Origin of the sequence: Nitrosopumilus sp., from assembly GCF_025698945.1 — an archaeon.
Lineage (GTDB): Archaea > Thermoproteota > Nitrososphaeria > Nitrososphaerales > Nitrosopumilaceae > Nitrosopumilus.
Genome location: NZ_JAILWM010000001.1, coordinates 611,285 through 626,036, shown reverse-complemented (window position 1 = coordinate 626,036; position 14,752 = coordinate 611,285). Strand labels below are relative to the sequence as shown.

Annotated in this window: 21 protein-coding genes; 11 read left to right on the top strand and 10 right to left on the bottom strand. The window is 32.0% G+C overall.

The window, feature by feature from the left end:
- Positions 1-10: 10 nt before the first annotated feature.
- On the bottom strand, positions 11-1,138 hold the full coding sequence (locus tag K5790_RS04000) for a hypothetical protein (RefSeq protein ID WP_297592605.1): 1,128 nt from the start codon (positions 1,136-1,138) through the stop codon (positions 11-13).
- 265 nt (positions 1,139-1,403) lie between these two features.
- Complete coding sequence (locus K5790_RS03995) at positions 1,404-1,889, bottom strand: RDD family protein (RefSeq protein WP_297592603.1); 486 nt, start codon at positions 1,887-1,889, stop codon at positions 1,404-1,406.
- A 96-nt stretch (positions 1,890-1,985) separates the two neighbouring features.
- Here K5790_RS03995 and K5790_RS03990 point away from each other — a divergent pair, with 96 nt between their 5' ends.
- From K5790_RS03990 to msrA, 5 genes are all read left to right on the top strand, one after another.
- Positions 1,986-2,117 (top strand): hypothetical protein, encoded by a 132-nt coding sequence (locus K5790_RS03990; RefSeq protein WP_297592602.1) that lies wholly within the window; start codon positions 1,986-1,988, stop codon positions 2,115-2,117.
- A gap of 40 nt (positions 2,118-2,157) precedes the next feature.
- Complete coding sequence (locus K5790_RS03985) at positions 2,158-3,006, top strand: class I SAM-dependent methyltransferase (RefSeq protein ID WP_297592600.1); 849 nt, start codon at positions 2,158-2,160, stop codon at positions 3,004-3,006.
- 99 nt (positions 3,007-3,105) lie between these two features.
- Complete coding sequence (locus K5790_RS03980; protein WP_297592598.1) at positions 3,106-3,489, top strand: DUF6659 family protein; 384 nt, start codon at positions 3,106-3,108, stop codon at positions 3,487-3,489.
- Positions 3,490-3,537: 48 nt separating this feature from the next.
- Positions 3,538-4,566, top strand: a complete 1,029-nt coding sequence (locus K5790_RS03975) for a hypothetical protein (protein WP_297592596.1) — start codon at positions 3,538-3,540, stop codon at positions 4,564-4,566.
- Positions 4,567-4,606: 40 nt separating this feature from the next.
- On the top strand, positions 4,607-5,062 hold the full coding sequence (gene msrA, locus K5790_RS03970; protein ID WP_297592594.1) for a peptide-methionine (S)-S-oxide reductase MsrA: 456 nt from the start codon (positions 4,607-4,609) through the stop codon (positions 5,060-5,062).
- 2 nt (positions 5,063-5,064) lie between these two features.
- Here msrA and K5790_RS03965 read toward each other — a convergent pair whose 3' ends face one another.
- Complete coding sequence (locus K5790_RS03965; protein ID WP_297592593.1) at positions 5,065-5,496, bottom strand: universal stress protein; 432 nt, start codon at positions 5,494-5,496, stop codon at positions 5,065-5,067.
- A gap of 128 nt (positions 5,497-5,624) precedes the next feature.
- On the opposite strand from K5790_RS03965, the gene K5790_RS03960 reads away from it, so the two are divergent.
- The 3 genes from K5790_RS03960 to K5790_RS03950 are packed head-to-tail and all read left to right on the top strand — an operon-like array spanning position 5,625 to position 7,303.
- On the top strand, positions 5,625-6,416 hold the full coding sequence (locus tag K5790_RS03960; protein ID WP_297592591.1) for an alpha/beta hydrolase: 792 nt from the start codon (positions 5,625-5,627) through the stop codon (positions 6,414-6,416).
- A 36-nt stretch (positions 6,417-6,452) separates the two neighbouring features.
- Complete coding sequence (locus K5790_RS03955) at positions 6,453-6,878, top strand: AbrB/MazE/SpoVT family DNA-binding domain-containing protein (protein WP_297592589.1); 426 nt, start codon at positions 6,453-6,455, stop codon at positions 6,876-6,878.
- The gene (locus K5790_RS03950) at positions 6,875-7,303 is read left to right on the top strand and encodes a hypothetical protein (protein ID WP_297592587.1); all 429 of its coding nucleotides are present in this window, start codon (positions 6,875-6,877) and stop codon (positions 7,301-7,303) included. Before K5790_RS03955 ends, K5790_RS03950 begins: the two co-directional genes overlap by 4 nt.
- Positions 7,304-7,328: 25 nt before the next feature.
- On the opposite strand, the gene phaC is transcribed toward K5790_RS03950, so the two are convergent.
- Positions 7,329-8,393, bottom strand: coding sequence for a class III poly(R)-hydroxyalkanoic acid synthase subunit PhaC (gene phaC, locus K5790_RS03945; RefSeq protein ID WP_297592586.1), 1,065 nt, complete (start codon positions 8,391-8,393; stop codon positions 7,329-7,331).
- Entirely contained in the window at positions 8,383-8,883 is a 501-nt protein-coding gene (locus K5790_RS03940; protein ID WP_367182856.1) for a poly(R)-hydroxyalkanoic acid synthase subunit PhaE, read from the bottom strand. The genes phaC and K5790_RS03940 overlap by 11 nt, the downstream gene beginning before the upstream one ends.
- A 173-nt stretch (positions 8,884-9,056) precedes the next feature.
- Between K5790_RS03940 and K5790_RS03935 the strand changes: the two genes are divergently transcribed.
- Positions 9,057-9,449: a DUF6659 family protein gene (locus tag K5790_RS03935; RefSeq protein WP_297592584.1), complete on the top strand. Its 393-nt coding sequence runs from the start codon at positions 9,057-9,059 to the stop codon at positions 9,447-9,449.
- Between the two features lie 38 nt (positions 9,450-9,487).
- Complete coding sequence (locus K5790_RS03930; protein WP_297592582.1) at positions 9,488-9,898, top strand: phosphoribosyltransferase; 411 nt, start codon at positions 9,488-9,490, stop codon at positions 9,896-9,898.
- 4 nt (positions 9,899-9,902) lie between these two features.
- Here the strand turns inward: K5790_RS03930 and K5790_RS03925 are convergent, their stop codons facing one another.
- The 3 genes from K5790_RS03925 to K5790_RS03915 all read right to left on the bottom strand — a co-directional run bounded on the left by K5790_RS03925 (position 9,903) and on the right by K5790_RS03915 (position 12,638).
- Positions 9,903-10,190, bottom strand: a complete 288-nt coding sequence (locus K5790_RS03925; protein ID WP_297592580.1) for a hypothetical protein — start codon at positions 10,188-10,190, stop codon at positions 9,903-9,905.
- Between the two features lie 2 nt (positions 10,191-10,192).
- On the bottom strand, positions 10,193-11,104 hold the full coding sequence (locus K5790_RS03920) for a TFIIB-type zinc ribbon-containing protein (protein ID WP_297592984.1): 912 nt from the start codon (positions 11,102-11,104) through the stop codon (positions 10,193-10,195).
- Positions 11,105-11,219: 115 nt separating this feature from the next.
- Entirely contained in the window at positions 11,220-12,638 is a 1,419-nt protein-coding gene (locus K5790_RS03915; RefSeq protein ID WP_297592578.1) for a M57 family metalloprotease, read from the bottom strand.
- Positions 12,639-12,777: 139 nt separating this feature from the next.
- Between K5790_RS03915 and K5790_RS03910 the strand changes: the two genes are divergently transcribed.
- Positions 12,778-13,137, top strand: a complete 360-nt coding sequence (locus K5790_RS03910) for a hypothetical protein (RefSeq protein ID WP_297592577.1) — start codon at positions 12,778-12,780, stop codon at positions 13,135-13,137.
- Here K5790_RS03910 and K5790_RS03905 read toward each other — a convergent pair whose 3' ends face one another.
- Both K5790_RS03905 and K5790_RS03900 read right to left on the bottom strand, forming a co-directional pair.
- Positions 13,138-14,145, bottom strand: coding sequence for a biotin--[acetyl-CoA-carboxylase] ligase (locus K5790_RS03905; RefSeq protein ID WP_297592576.1), 1,008 nt, complete (start codon positions 14,143-14,145; stop codon positions 13,138-13,140).
- 36 nt (positions 14,146-14,181) lie between these two features.
- The gene (locus K5790_RS03900) at positions 14,182-14,700 is read right to left on the bottom strand and encodes a hypothetical protein (protein WP_297592575.1); all 519 of its coding nucleotides are present in this window, start codon (positions 14,698-14,700) and stop codon (positions 14,182-14,184) included.
- Positions 14,701-14,752: the final 52 nt, after the last annotated feature.

Here is a 14,752-nt window from a genome sequence, read left to right as displayed (position 1 = left end):
AATTTATCCTCTAAGGATTTATTTCAAAGGGTATTGAAATTGCTGAAATGATGTTACAATCATCTCCTTCATTTGTAGGGGATGTTAATGGAAAAAATAGGACCATTTCGTATTGTCCTGGATATCCTTTGATCTCTATTGAACCCTCCCAACCTGTTTGGCCTTCAATCTCTTTAATTCCACTATCATTATGATCAAATGAACCATCCGATATGGTTCCCTGAATCATATCGTCTCCTGTAGGTGGCAATGAAAAGAATGTCACTATTTCTGTAAAACGATCAATTTGCTTATCATCATCATTTTCTTTAAACCATTCATTGGTAACATGAAAACCTTCATCTGTTAATCTTTCATTTACTACATACATTCCTGGTCCCATAAATGCCATTTTCATTGCAGCATCCTCTGGAATATCGCCATTTACACAAGCATCTCTGATTTTTATATCCATTTTAATTGGTTTGTCTTTTTTCCCTGAATCAACAATTTTGATATACACATCATCTATTTTGTCATAATTCAAATCTACTGAACCTTCGTTTACTGTTTTCATCTTTTTAGCATGTGGTTCATTCAAAATATGTTGAATCTGTTTCCATACTTTGCCATAATGATTGGCAGTTTTTACATAATCTTCTTCAAGTAGTGAGATATCTGCTTTTTCTAATTCTTTTATTGTCTTTTCAAATTTCTTAATTGTTTTTTCATCTGCAACTTCTGCACCGTATTCATCAATTGCAGTATTGATTAATATTTTCGAAGATGATAATAACTTCTTAATAATTTCAATGAGTTTTCTTTTAATTTCATCTGATTCTTTTTTATCTTTTAGAATTGTATCCAATTTTTTGATAGCTTTTTCCTCATTATCAAAAACTTTTTTCCCCTCTTTGTGGTTTAATGTTGATTCGTCTATCCACAATTGAGGTTCTAAACTCTTCTTGATTTCTGTAATGGCATCTTCTATACTCTTCTGTGTTTTTTCAGAAATTTCAGAATTATTCTTAATTTCTTCTAACTCTCCTAAGATCTTTTCTTTTTCTTTCATTGGAGTTAATAATGAAGCATCAGCATTCATTGAATGTACTAATGAAAGTAATAATGTTGATAAGAAAATTGCAGTAATCTTTTTCATTTGATTCACTTTGTTTTTACAATATTTGTTCTTTAATCATCGTCCATAATCAATATTACACTATTGATGATAATTTCCCATTTTTGGGAATTTGGATTTAGATGAATTTATTATTCTTCAAACTCTATATCTTTTTGAAGTTCTTCTGGTAATCCAATCCACCATTCCTTTTGGCTATCAGACATTCAAGAAAAATGATCGACTGTCACTAATAGATCTGTTGGTAAAAACTTCAAAGTATTTGTTTAACAAAAAATGACAAAATCTAGTCTTTTGAATATTCAATACCTGACTTTTCCTCAGAACTTTTTATTTTAACTACTAACGTATCTCCTAATTTGTTGAACACTCTTTGACGTTTTTCATTGGTTAAAACCCAGCCTAATATCACATCTATTGGAAGCAAAAATGATTTTCCGAAACTACTAATCAAAACCCCTTTTAGACTTGGAGCATCTCCGTTAATGTTTGTGATTTTTAGATTTAGAATTTTTTTACCTATTGTTTGACCTGTTTTATATTCTAAAATAGTCCAATATGAAAAGAAAATGATACTGGATGGAATGTATTGTACACTCTCCGCCCAAAACATTTCTTCTGATGTTTCATAGTCTATTGTTCCAAAGGCAACTAAAACCAGTGTTGTTGAAAATATTGAGATTATGATAAAATCAATCAACCAAGCCAAAATCCTATCTGTCCATTTTGCAATAATTATTTTTGATGATAAATTAGAATCTGGATTGCTCACATGATAACTAGTTATTTCAAATTTATAAAACATGTTAATCATTAGTTAACAAAAAGTCCAACATAGTGGATATATCTTCACAAATTATTGATAATTATGAAAGCAAAATTTGCTACATCGTGTAATTCCTGTGGGGATAAAATTCAACCAGGAAAGGAAATCGTAAAAAACAATGATGAAAAATGGGTTCACAAACACTGTGCTGATGATTCAGAAGGTTTGCCCTAGAAATTAATAGTCTGTTTTTTAATTAAATTTGAATATATTTTTGATTTCTATTAATCCCCTCGATGTCTTACTTTGGACTCTTAGAAGAAACGAAAGAGATGTTGTACAACTTTACAGTACATTATCTCCAATAATGCAGCTGGCAACTGGGGGTAATATGCTAAACTTTGGGTTGTGGGATTCTGAACACAGAGAACCTCAATCTGCCCAAAAAAATCTATCCTATACTTTTGCAAAAATGGCTGATCTAGATTCAGCTAATAAAGTTCTAGATGTTGGAAGTGGACTTTCTGCACCTGCAATTTATTGGAAAAATATATTTGATAATCTCTTTATTTTTTGTGTAAATACCAATTACTCTCAACTTTATTTATCAGAAAAAAAACAAGATATTGAATTTGTAAATTCATCATCAACTAAATTGCCTTTTTCTACCAAATCTGTTGATAGGGTTTTGGCATTGGAGTCTGCACAGCACTTTAAACCCTTTTCTAAATTTATTTCTGAATCAAAAAGAGTATTGGTTGACGACGGCTTACTTGTTTTAGCAATTCCTATCACCATTAACAAACCGTCATCATCAAAATTGGGTATTTTAAAATTTACGTGGTCTTCAGAGCATTATGGTTTAGATGAAATTAGACAAATGATTCATCTTGGAGGGTTTTCCATTTTAGAAGAAAAACTAATCGGCTCATCAGTTTATGAGCCTTTAACAGATTACTATGTGGAGCATAGAAAAGAATTAAAAAAATTAATTTTAAAAAAATATTCTTCGTATGTTGAAACAATTCTGTTCAAATCCCTTAAAAAAATGAAGACTGCTTCTCAAAAAAAGATCATTGATTATGCGTTGTTAAAATGTCAATTGCCCTCAAATTCTGATTAATTTAAAATCTATTTTTTTACTATCATTTTCAATCTACTATTAACTGGCTTGGATCTTTATTGGCTAGGTTTTTATTTTTGATACTTTGATTAGATTATCATGTCAAACTCTGATGCATTTCTTCAATTATATGGAGAAAAGTGCAATGAACTTCTTAAAGAATCTGAGATCCGATTTGCTGGGATTGTTGATAATGCTGGTCAGTTAATAGCAGGTGGCTTCAAGGAAGGTCTTGTTCCATATGAGCATGATGAGACTAAACTACAGTCTTTTCTGGAATTTGTTTCAAAGGCATCCATAAGAAAGGAGTTTGATGAAAGTCTGGGTCCTATAAATTATTTAGCTGCAAGACGTGACAAGGCTGTTTTAGTGAGTTTCCCATTTCCTATCACAAAAATTCTATTACTAATATCAGCTGAACCTACTGTAAATATTGAAAGTCTTGCAAAAAAAGTTGTAGAAATTTTTACTGATGTTAACTAATATACAAAATATACCAAAACCTTAAATTCAAAATCACAGAGTTCCGCTATGCATCAATTACTTGTTTTATTTTTTGCAATCTTAATTGCAGTTTCATTTATCTCTTCTAATGCTGAGATTCAAAATGTTTCTACCAACAAATCCCAATACTACTTTGGAGATTCACTTGTAATTTCTGGAAGTGTGTCTTATGATTCTTCCATTCCTTCAATAATCCTTCAAATCATTACCCCTAGTGGAAATGGATTGGCCCATATTGATAGTATAATTCCCAAAACTTCTGGAAGTTTTTCAAAGTCCATTAATGTTGGTGGACCTACGTGGTCTGAAGATGGTCAATATACTCTAAAACTTAGTTATGGTGAAAATTTTGAAAAAACAATTCAATATACAAATTTAAAAGAATCAGAATCCGAAACTAAACCTTCTGATAATTCTCCCCCAAATCAATCCCCGACTATTCCCACCAATGACTCATTAATTGATGATGAATTGGAAACTGAAATTTTCTATAAGATTAATCCAAAAATGAAACTGTTGGGATTTCCTTCATTTGATAAATCTCCTCAATACTATATTGATAGATACAATTCTGAATCTGATTATAAAATATGGTTTGATTCACAGTTTCCAAACTTTTCAATCGATGATGTTGTTGGATATGAAACAACACATATAGAGAATTTTCCTTCATTTGATAAATCTCCTCAGTACTATATTAATAGATACAATTCTGAATCCCAATACCGTTCTTGGTTTGACTCACAATTTGAAGGAAGAACCATTTATGACGTATTGGGATTTCATACATACATTCCTGTATGGATTAAATCATATGCTCAAAATTGGGCAACCGGTCAAATTTCAGATGATGAGTTTATGATTGGATTAGATTTTATGTTGGATAACAACATTATTACAATTCCGGGACTAGACTATGGAAAAACTTCAGTAGACGAAATCCCTTCTTGGTTTAGAAATACTGCTCACTGGTGGTCAAAAGAATTAATTTCACAACAAGAATTCATAAACTCAATAAAATATCTTATTCAAGAAAATATTATTTTAGTTGAATGATTTAGAATAGTTTTAATTCTATGCTTTGTGTTTCTATTTTATGAAAGCAACTTTTGGTGCTGGGTGTTTTTGGCATGTTGAAGATTTACTTAGTAAAACAAAAGGTGTGAAATCAACAACTGTTGGATACACTGGTGGTCAATTACCTAATCCTACATACGAAGAAGTTTGTACTGATCAGACTGGACATGCAGAAGCTGTAGAAGTAGAATATGACCCTGATGAAATATCTTTTGAAGAATTATTGGATGTTTTTTGGAATAATCACAATCCTACAACATTAAATCGACAAGGCCCAGATGTAGGAATTCAATATCGCTCAGCAATTTTTTATCATAATGATGAGCAAAAAGAAATTGCTGAAAAATCTAAAGAAAAAATTGAAAAATCAGGCCAATTTGATAAGCCTATAGTGACACAAATTGTTCCTGCACCCACATTCTATAAAGCTGAAGAATATCACCAGAAATATTTCAAAAAACACGGATTCTCATAAAATTATTTTACAATAACTACTGGGATTTTTGATGTGTGTATGACATAATTTGATACACTTCCAAAGAACATCTCTTTGGTGGCACTTCTTCCTCTTGAGCCTATAACTATCATATCAAAATTATCTTTTCCATGTGCAAGTTTAATAATGTTATATCCAATTTCCCCACTCATGATTTTTTGATTAAAAACTATCCCATTTTGTGCAGACAAAGTTTTTGCTTCATCCATGAATTTTTTTACCTCTGTGTTGAGTGCCTTTTCTACAGAGCCTACTCCTTTAAACTCTGAATGTGGTGGTGCGTAAAGTGAGTAAACTCCAGTAAGTGTTGCTCCACAATTCCTAGCTAATGAAATTGCCATCTCTAAACCTCTAAGGGAATTCTTAGATCCATCTAAAGGAACCAAAATTTTTGAAATTTTCTTTTTGATCACAAATCTAACTTTTTGATGATCTTAAAAAAGATAGTTACTGAATCTCTATCTATCATATGTGTAATTTATCTTCTGAAGATCGCTAAATTACTAATATTTATCTAGTCATCTTCATTGAAGCTAAATCTGTGGAGGAAAAATTTCTTCAGATCGAAGAAAATAAGATACGATATCTTGAATCAGGTGACTCTGGGAACACCTTAGTGTTAATTCATGGGTTAGGCGCTTCTGCTGAAAGATGGGAAAAAGTTATTCCTCTTTTTTCAAAAAAATATCGTGTAATTGTTCCAGATATTATTGGATTTGGATATAGTGATAAACCATTAGTTGATTATACTCCTGATTTTTTTGCAGAATTTTTGGAAAAATTTTTTATTGAATCTGGAATAAAGCGTCCAAATCTTATTGGATCTTCTTTAGGAGGACAAATTGCTGCAGAGTATACCTCTTCTCATTCTGATAATATTGAAAAACTAATTTTGGTTTCTCCAGCTGGTATTATGAAACAATCTACTCCTGCACTTGATGCATACATTATGGCTGCATTGTATCCAAATGAACAAAGTGCTAAAAATGCTTTTGAGATGATGGAAGCTTCTGGAGAAAGCCCTGATGATGCTCTAGTTAATGCATTTGTTGAAAGAATGAGATTACCAAATGCAAAACTAGCTTTTATGTCTACATTACTTGGATTAAAAAACTCTGAATCACTAACATCCAAACTTTCATCAATTTCTGTTCCTACTTTGATAATATGGGGTTCTGATGATCCTGTAATCCCGATAAATTATTCTGATGATTTTATTTCTGCTATAAAGGATTGCAGATTTTTTAGAATGGATGGGTGTGGTCACACACCTTATGTTCAAGATCCTAACACATTTGCATCTAAGGTTCTAGAATTTTTGGATTCTCCATAGATGAGTTTAAATACCTAATATTGCCTACTATTACCTATGAGTGGTAATCAAAACCTGTATGATCCTACTGAAATGTTCAAATCATGGATTCAAAAAAGTGGAAGAGCACAAGCCGAATTTATGAAAAATTTTGGTTCACTGATGACAAATCAAAATTCTCAAAATTTCAACCCTTTAGATACTCTTCGTGAAGTTTCTGAAAAAACAAAGAATGCTCAAAATGCTGTCATGCAAAACATGACATCTATGCAAAACAAAAGCATGGAAACAATGTTCAGTATTGGTCAAATGCTTCCCTCTTTTATGAATTGGGGGGCATACAAAACAACTGTCAGCAGTAATGGCAGAATTTCAATTCCAGAGGCAGAACGTAATGCACTCGGATTAAGTGAAGGCGACTTGGTTCAAGTTATAGTCCTTCCAATTGCAAAAAAATCAAAAACTAAGGAGGTGAAACAATGAGTAAAAACGAAACAACTACAGGAAATACAAAAGATGTATTTTCAGTATATCAGGAAAACGTAGACAAACTCTTTACTGGTATTAAACAATCCGTACCACAGTATCATCAATCAATTACTAACGTACAGCAAGAATACCTACAAGCATATGAAAATATTGTAGATTCAACAATCACACTACAAAAAGAATATGCAAAGAAAGCAGGTGTTGCAACTAACATACCAGAGGCAACTCTTAAAGTAATTAGAGATACTACAGAAGAATTTGTAAAGGCAGCTTCAATACAAAATCAAGTAGCACTTGCAACTATCGATGCAACACAACAAAACATCAAAACATTCAACGATAATGCAAAATCATTTGCTGACCTAAACAGAAACATTCTACAATCCTGGATTACAGCATTTACAACAAAGAACAACTAGTGGTATTTTTTTACCTTTTTTCTTTTTATGATCTTTCCGATAACCATTGTCCAAGCTCAGGCAGTACCTTCTTTTGTGATAATGAACTGGCAATCATTCCTACATGACCCGTAGGATACATTCTCAATGTTTTATCTTCACTCCCAATTGCATAATGTAGAGGCATACTGCATTCAGGGGAAACTAGGTGATCTCCAACTGCAACTTGAGTAAACATTGGCATGTTGATATTTTTAAGATTCACAAGTTTTCCTTCAATATGCATCTTATTTTGAATTAGTAAATTATCTTGATAGATGTCCTTGATCCATTGTCTAAAAAGCTCTCCTGGAATTGGAGGTGTATCTCCTAACCATTTTTCAACTCTCAAAAAATTATCTACGAATTTTTTATTATCTATGTTTTTGAAAAAATTCACATATTTTTCAATTCCCTGTTCAAATGGTTTTAGCACTGAAAAACAATAATACATGAATTCGGGAGGCATATTTCCAATGATTTCCACCATTTTATCTACATCCATATGTTTTGCAAGATTACTGATTACTGTGGTATCTCGCCAACCATCAATTACAGGGGCTGTTGCAATATAGTTTTTTACGCTCTCTGGATGCAATGATGCATAAGCAGTTGCAATAGTTGCACCAGTACAGTAACCTTGCAATGAAATTTTTTCTACAGATGATTCGTTTTTGATGTGTTCAACATAAGTATCCAAGTATCCATTTACATAATCATCAAAATCAAGGTATTTGTCCATACTTGTTGGCGTTCCCCAATCTAACATGTATACATCAAATCCTTGTTGAAGAAGATTTCTAACCCAACTTTTTTCTGGTTGGATATCAAGAATATGATATCTATTAATTAACGCATATGAAATCAGTAGGGGAGTTTTGTGTTGTGTTTCAGTTAGAGGTCTATAATGTAACAATCTTGTTTTATCCATTTTTTGTACAACGTCATGTGGTGTAACTTCTAAAGTAATTTCGTCAGGGGCTGCAACTAATTTTGGAGCATTGATAACATTTTTACTAAATTTTAAAATCTCTTCGATTATCTTAGGGTCGATTTTTGATTCACTTTGCATTGTTCTTTGATTCCTTTTTCTTTAATTCTAATTCAAGTTTTGCTACTCGTTTTTTAAGAGAATGCATTTCTTTGTAAACTTCATCTATTTCTTCTTTGCTAGGGAGATTAACTGATTGCAAAATTACATTTGTGATGTTGTTCCAATGCTTTGTAAGTTCTAACTCTTTTGATACTAATTTGCCATAATTTTCTCCAAACTTTTCGGAGTCAAATAATTCTGTAAAGTCATTATCGAAAATATCTATCCATATCCTCTTGAAAGCTTCTATTTGTTCTACATCTTGAGGAACTTCGGGTGATTTCAGATTCACTTTTTTTTGAGCAACCCCCCATGTTTCTGCAAGCTGTTTGTAATACTCTGTAAGATATTTGTTAAATTCTAATAGGCTTTCATTAATCTCGATTAATTCTGTAGATACTTTTTTTGAATTTGCTGCAAATGCTCTCATTGGCCCAATTGAAGCTAAAGCTTGTGGTTTACTAGACATTAAATGAATAAGATCAGTCCAAAAAAGTGACAAATGTTTATAGTAATCGGTAACATTTTTTGCTGAATCCGTCTCGTTTTTCACTGGTTCATTTTCTTTGCTAGGTGATTCTGGTTGCACAGATTTCAATTATCACAGCTCGCAATAAATAGATCGCTAGTTTAATTAAACAAATGGATGATGTTGAGAAACTTGAAAAAATTTGCCAAAAAATTGATAACTTAGATCCTAAGATACGCTCTGCACGTTTTATCAATAACAGAGGCCATCTGATGGCGGGAGGCATGAAAGAAGGATTACTTTCCCTCGAAGCTAAAAAACAAGATGAGATGATGTTCATGGAACTTGCTTTACGCGTTAGAATGCGACATGAGTTTGATAATGAATTTGGAGAAGTACATTTTTCAATGTCCTATAGGGACAAAGTAATCATCATGAGTTTCCCATTGGTTGATGATAATGTCTTGTTAGTTTCCTGTGAGAAAGATGTTGATTTTGGAAAGATTCCTTTTAAAATCCTAAAATTGATTGCTTCATTGAAAAAATCTACTATGAAGACTTTCTAATCATAACAACTTAATTCTAGAGTTAGTATTTTTGTAATATGCCTACTGAACAATTTATCACTTGGAATGACATAGAATATTTGATTGAGAATTTATCCAAGAAAATTTCAAAACTGCCAAGATCTTTTTCTAGTATTACTACCGTAAGTAGAGGAGGATTGGTTCCATCTCGATTAATGGCAGATCACTTAGGAATAAAAAAAATTTTTGTCGATAAAAAGAAGATTTCCGCTTCCTCTCTTTTTGTAGATGATATTTATGATTCAGGAGATACCTTCAAAAAAATTATTTCAAATGTTGATGATCCGTCAAAATTAGTTTTTGTTACTTTATTTGCTAGACGTGGTAAAAAATATCCAAAACAACTAGTTTATGCTAAAAAAACCATAAATGATGATTATGTTGTTTTTCCTTGGGATAAATTAGAATTTCAAACATCTAAAAAATAATCTTTTATTGCATACAGTCAGGAAGGTTTCCTTCGTGTCTTTTTTTAAAATCTCCAATTAATTCAAGTCTGGTCTTTTCAAAATTTTCTTCATTTCTATACTTGAATCTTGTTGCTTTTCTAATACAATCATTTGTTGATAATTCAATTATTGTTTTTTTGATATTTTCTGAACCCCCTATAAATAAGATTTTCATTGCCTGATGCATCATAAACACACCTGCAGATTCAGGAATGTCTTTGAAATATTCTTGATTAAAATCTAGCCAATTTGACCAGTTATCTTCTGGCATCTTTATTCATTTAGCATTTTTCTTAGTCCCGCACATCTGTTTCTAATAGTGACTTCAGTCACTCCCGATGCAATTGAGATTTCTTTTTGGGATTTTACTTCTCCTGTACTAATACATGCTAGATATAATGCAGCAGCTGCAATTCCCATCGGATCTTTTCCTGCCACCATGCCTATTTTCTTAGCCTGATCTAAAATTTCAATTGCTTTTCGCTTACTCTTCTCACTTAATTCTGCAATACTTGCAATTCTGGATACACCTCTAACCGGATCTACTACTGGCATTTTTAATTCTAATTCTCTAAAAATTAATCTATAACATCTTGCTACGTCTTTTCTTCTGATGTTAATTCCTTTTGCAACATCATCTAATGTTCTTGGTGTTTCTGTATTTCGACATGACGCATAAAGACATGCTGCCACTAATCCTTGAATGGATCTACCTCTTACCAGTTTTTTCTCCATTGCTTTTCTGTAAATGTAAGCTGCTTTTTCTACAACTGCATCTGTTAAAGCAAGTTTATCTTTTAGCTTGTCCATCTCATTTAGTGCCTGTCTTAGATTTCTATCTGCAGATGAATGTGCTTGTGTTCTACTATCCCACGTTCTAAGTCTTTCAATAGAACTTTTCATACTTGCCGATAATGGTTTTCCAGTAGAGTCCTTGTTGACTGCTCCAATCACTGTTGATAATCCCATATCGTGCATTGTAAGCGATGTTCCTGCACCAACCCTTGTTCTGTTGGTATCGTCGTTTGCAAAAGATCTCCATTCAGCACCTGTATCTGTAATTTTATCTGTAACAACAAAACCACATTTCCCACAGAACAATTCTCCTGTGTTTTGATCTGTGACCATTTTTTTATCTCCACATGCGGGACACTTTGGTCCGGAAACCATGGCATTTTTGAGCATAATAATACTAAATACCTGTAATTCCTTTTTATCCGTTTTACCTAATTTCAACGGGTTATTGGTGTGTAGGTTGAGCTAATACTTATTCTCAATTTTTAGAATAAGATCTGATTTTCTAGCTTAGTAAACAAAATGCATAAGATGGTGTGTATGATGGATACATGATGTTGTTTTTTTCATCTGTATGTGTTAAACCAATTGAATGTCCTAACTCATGAGTCATAATTGTCTCAACACTCTTGACATCGTATAATTGAAAACTGCCATCACAATTATAATCGCCAAGTGTAACTTCTACAACTCCTTTTCCAAGATGAGCATGACCTAAAACACCCTCTCCAATATTGCGAACTACCCATGTAACCCACACATTGGCTTCGTGTTTTTTCTCAGTCATCTCGAAAACTATCTTTGCTTTTTGGTTGTTTGAATTTAATTCCTGTTTCTCCCAAAATACAAATGAATTCTCTAATGTACTTACATGATCCAATGGAAGTCCCGTTGGTTGTTCATTGATGTATACTTTATAGTAAATTATGTAGATATCATCAACAATTTCGTATGTTGGATTTGGAAAGTTCTCTGATGCTTTCTTTACCTCTTCTTCAAAATTCCATTTAACATAATCTCTTAGAAATTTTTTAATTACGTCTTTGCTTGGATTGGGATATTCTATGTATCTCTTCTCTTTAGAAATATTATTTACAATATCTCTAAGATATCTTTCAAACAAGTAAAACTCATTATCTAATTGTTCTTGTGATTTTTGTTTAGATTCTTTAAAACTAATTGTAATGAATCCATTTTTTATCATGTATTGTATGCCTGAAACAAATTCTGCATCCTCTATAGTCCCATCTGCCCACCAGCCAGCATTATTTTTTACCCAATCCGGAATCTTTTCATCATTGTTACTTGTATTTTCTGTGGTGGGAACTTGAACTATATTATTTTCAATGAGGTATAGTAGCGCTGAGATAAATTCATCATCCTTTATTGAATCATCAGACCACCATTTTGAAATTGTTTTTACCCAATCAGGAATTGAAATAACTTTTGTACTCTCTAACCCAATTGGTTTCTTGGTAGGCGTATATGGAAACTTGTTAATTACTTTTTGAACAATTTCTTTATAGTTGTTAATTACTATGCTGTCTGGTTTTTCTTTTGATGCAATTTCAAAATATTTTATTGATTCTTGATATTCGCCTAAATTACCAAATCCTACACCCATTCCAGTTAATGCAGTAATATCTTTTGGTTTGTATTGGAGAACTTTGAAAAATTGTTTTAAGGATCTATCATGCTCTTCAAGATTGCTTAGAGCAATTCCCTTCATTTTTAACGTAGAAATATTATTAGGTGCAATTTTTAAAATTTGATCATAAATTGAAATAGCTGTTTTGTATTCACCTTTAACAAATAGATTATTTGCTTGATTGAACATTTGTTCTGGGTTTTCTTCACTTTGAGCATTTGCCTCAATGATTATAGAACTTAACATCACTATGGCAATTAGATATTTTATTCTCATAGTATTTTTTTTATTATTGTAATTTTAGATATCTGTATTTCTATTTTATATTACTCTGGTCACGATTATCTCTTTGTATCCAATAATTAGTTGAGGCTATAAGAAAATCTTTAATTTATTCATAACTGGAGTTTTTGTATTGACGGAGATCGGTGCTGGGGAAATTATTTATGATTTACGAAAAAAAATTCAAGAGGCACAATCTGAACTGTCTCAGTTGGGAGAACAAACATCAGATATCCCTGAATTAGTCTCCTCAACTAATCTATTGCGTTCAAACGAATACCTGATAAAGGCTAACAAAACCAAAACCAATTTGATATCTGCATACTCTCAATACACTACGGCTCTTGAGGAATTACTATCTTCTATTTTTGAGATTCAGCACGAATTAAAAGAAATTCTAAAAGAGCAATCCAAACTACTTTCTACAAAAAAGAAGCCTGTCAAAAAACCCAAAAAAGTTACTAAATCTACACCTAAAAAAACTAAAAGATAACTATTTTGACAAATGATTCACATCGCCAGCAATTATTTTAACAGTGTTGCCATTTTTTGAAATAACTAAGGCACCATCATCATCAATTTTTGTTGCTTTCCCATTAATTTTTCCATCAGACGTATTGATCTCTACATTCCTTCCTATAGTTGAAGATCTCTTTGTCCACTCTGAAATAATTTTTTTAGTTTGTCTTTGGTTTAGCATTTGAAAAATCTTTTCTAATTCTACTAAGAATGCTTGTACTAAATCCACAGGTCTAGCTTTGTTTTTTTGCTCACTTAGTGATGCAACTCCGTAAAAATTTGGTGTACCTTTTAATTTTTTTTCAATTAATTTTGCATCTATATCAAAATTAATTCCAATCCCTAAAACGAGATTTTCGATTCTATTTGATTCAAAAGATGCATCAACTAGCAACCCTGCAAGTTTTTTTCCATTAATTGTTACATCGTTTGGCCATTTTAATTCAGGTGAAATCCTAAAAGTCTTTTCCAACGCAATTGATAATGCTAGTGCCGCTCCAATTGGAAATAATGTTGTCATGGTGATGTCAAATTTAGGATGCAAAATTACTGAAAACCAAATACCTCCTTTTGGAGAAATCCATTTTCTTCCTGCTCTTCCTTTTCCTCCAGTCTGTTTTTCAGATACGATCACTGCCCCATTGGTTTTTGAATCTACTGCCATTTTCAGAGCCTGAATTTGCGTTGAATTTATTGAATCAAAATAATATGCCTGCTGACCAATCACTTTAGTTTTTAATCCACGTGTAATTTCCCATGGGAGTAAAGCATTAGAGTTTGTAGTTAATTTGTAACCTAGTTTTTGTTTTGATTCTACTGTGTATCCTAACTCTTGAATTTTTTTAATATGCTTCCAAATTGCAACCCTGCTAATTCTTAATACATCGCTAAGATCCTGACCTGAAAGATACTCTGTATTGTGTGTTTGTAAGAATGTTAAGACTTTTACCAATCCTGAATTATCAAATGAATTATACATCAATCATAATTCATTTTTTACTTGACTATAAAATTCCCACTAGAAACCAATATCAATATCAAATCCACCATCATCCATTCCCACATCTGTGTCGCCACCATCCATACCTTCTCCAATTCCTTCTGGAATGCTCTCTGCAGGAACATAATCTGTCATTGCCATTCCAATCATACTAAACATCATTGAAAACATCATGATATCCATTACTCCAAAAAACATCATCATTGGAAGAAATGATTTGTTCTCATCCATGTATTGTTTTAATTTCTCTTTATCTTCTGTTTGATATATCTGTGACATTTGGTTCCATTTTGACTGCATTTCGTGGATACGCTCATCTACTTCTCGTGAGCCCTTTTCAGTTACATTTAACTCAATTTTTTTCCCTAACCATCCCTTTTTTTCTTCAACTTTGATTAGTTCTCTTTTTTCAAGTTTTTCGAGAATCAAATTAAGCTCTTCAGGTTTGATGTTTGTAATTTTTTGAATTTTATCAAACTTTTTGATGCCGTTTTTTATTGCTCCTAAAACAATGATGTCTTTAGGTTCCTCCTCCATGAATCTGGTATGTTTTATGGTCTAAAAAATACTTTGTTTGTTATACAAAAAT

Coding starts and splice junctions, on each gene's coding strand:
- K5790_RS03955 (WP_297592589.1), top strand. CDS start 6,453: ATGAGTGGTAATCAAAACCTGTATGATCCTACTGAAATGTTCAAATCA.
- K5790_RS03915 (WP_297592578.1), bottom strand. CDS start 12,638: ATGAGAATAAAATATCTAATTGCCATAGTGATGTTAAGTTCTATAATC.
- K5790_RS03900 (WP_297592575.1), bottom strand. CDS start 14,700: ATGGAGGAGGAACCTAAAGACATCATTGTTTTAGGAGCAATAAAAAAC.
- K5790_RS04000 (WP_297592605.1), bottom strand. CDS start 1,138: ATGAAAAAGATTACTGCAATTTTCTTATCAACATTATTACTTTCATTA.
- K5790_RS03990 (WP_297592602.1), top strand. CDS start 1,986: ATGAAAGCAAAATTTGCTACATCGTGTAATTCCTGTGGGGATAAAATT.
- K5790_RS03930 (WP_297592582.1), top strand. CDS start 9,488: ATGCCTACTGAACAATTTATCACTTGGAATGACATAGAATATTTGATT.
- K5790_RS03925 (WP_297592580.1), bottom strand. CDS start 10,190: ATGCCAGAAGATAACTGGTCAAATTGGCTAGATTTTAATCAAGAATAT.
- K5790_RS03940 (WP_367182856.1), bottom strand. CDS start 8,883: ATGTCTAGTAAACCACAAGCTTTAGCTTCAATTGGGCCAATGAGAGCA.
- K5790_RS03975 (WP_297592596.1), top strand. CDS start 3,538: ATGCATCAATTACTTGTTTTATTTTTTGCAATCTTAATTGCAGTTTCA.
- K5790_RS03920 (WP_297592984.1), bottom strand. CDS start 11,104: ATGCTCAAAAATGCCATGGTTTCCGGACCAAAGTGTCCCGCATGTGGA.
- K5790_RS03980 (WP_297592598.1), top strand. CDS start 3,106: ATGTCAAACTCTGATGCATTTCTTCAATTATATGGAGAAAAGTGCAAT.
- K5790_RS03950 (WP_297592587.1), top strand. CDS start 6,875: ATGAGTAAAAACGAAACAACTACAGGAAATACAAAAGATGTATTTTCA.
- phaC (WP_297592586.1), bottom strand. CDS start 8,393: ATGCAAAGTGAATCAAAAATCGACCCTAAGATAATCGAAGAGATTTTA.
- K5790_RS03935 (WP_297592584.1), top strand. CDS start 9,057: ATGGATGATGTTGAGAAACTTGAAAAAATTTGCCAAAAAATTGATAAC.
- msrA (WP_297592594.1), top strand. CDS start 4,607: ATGAAAGCAACTTTTGGTGCTGGGTGTTTTTGGCATGTTGAAGATTTA.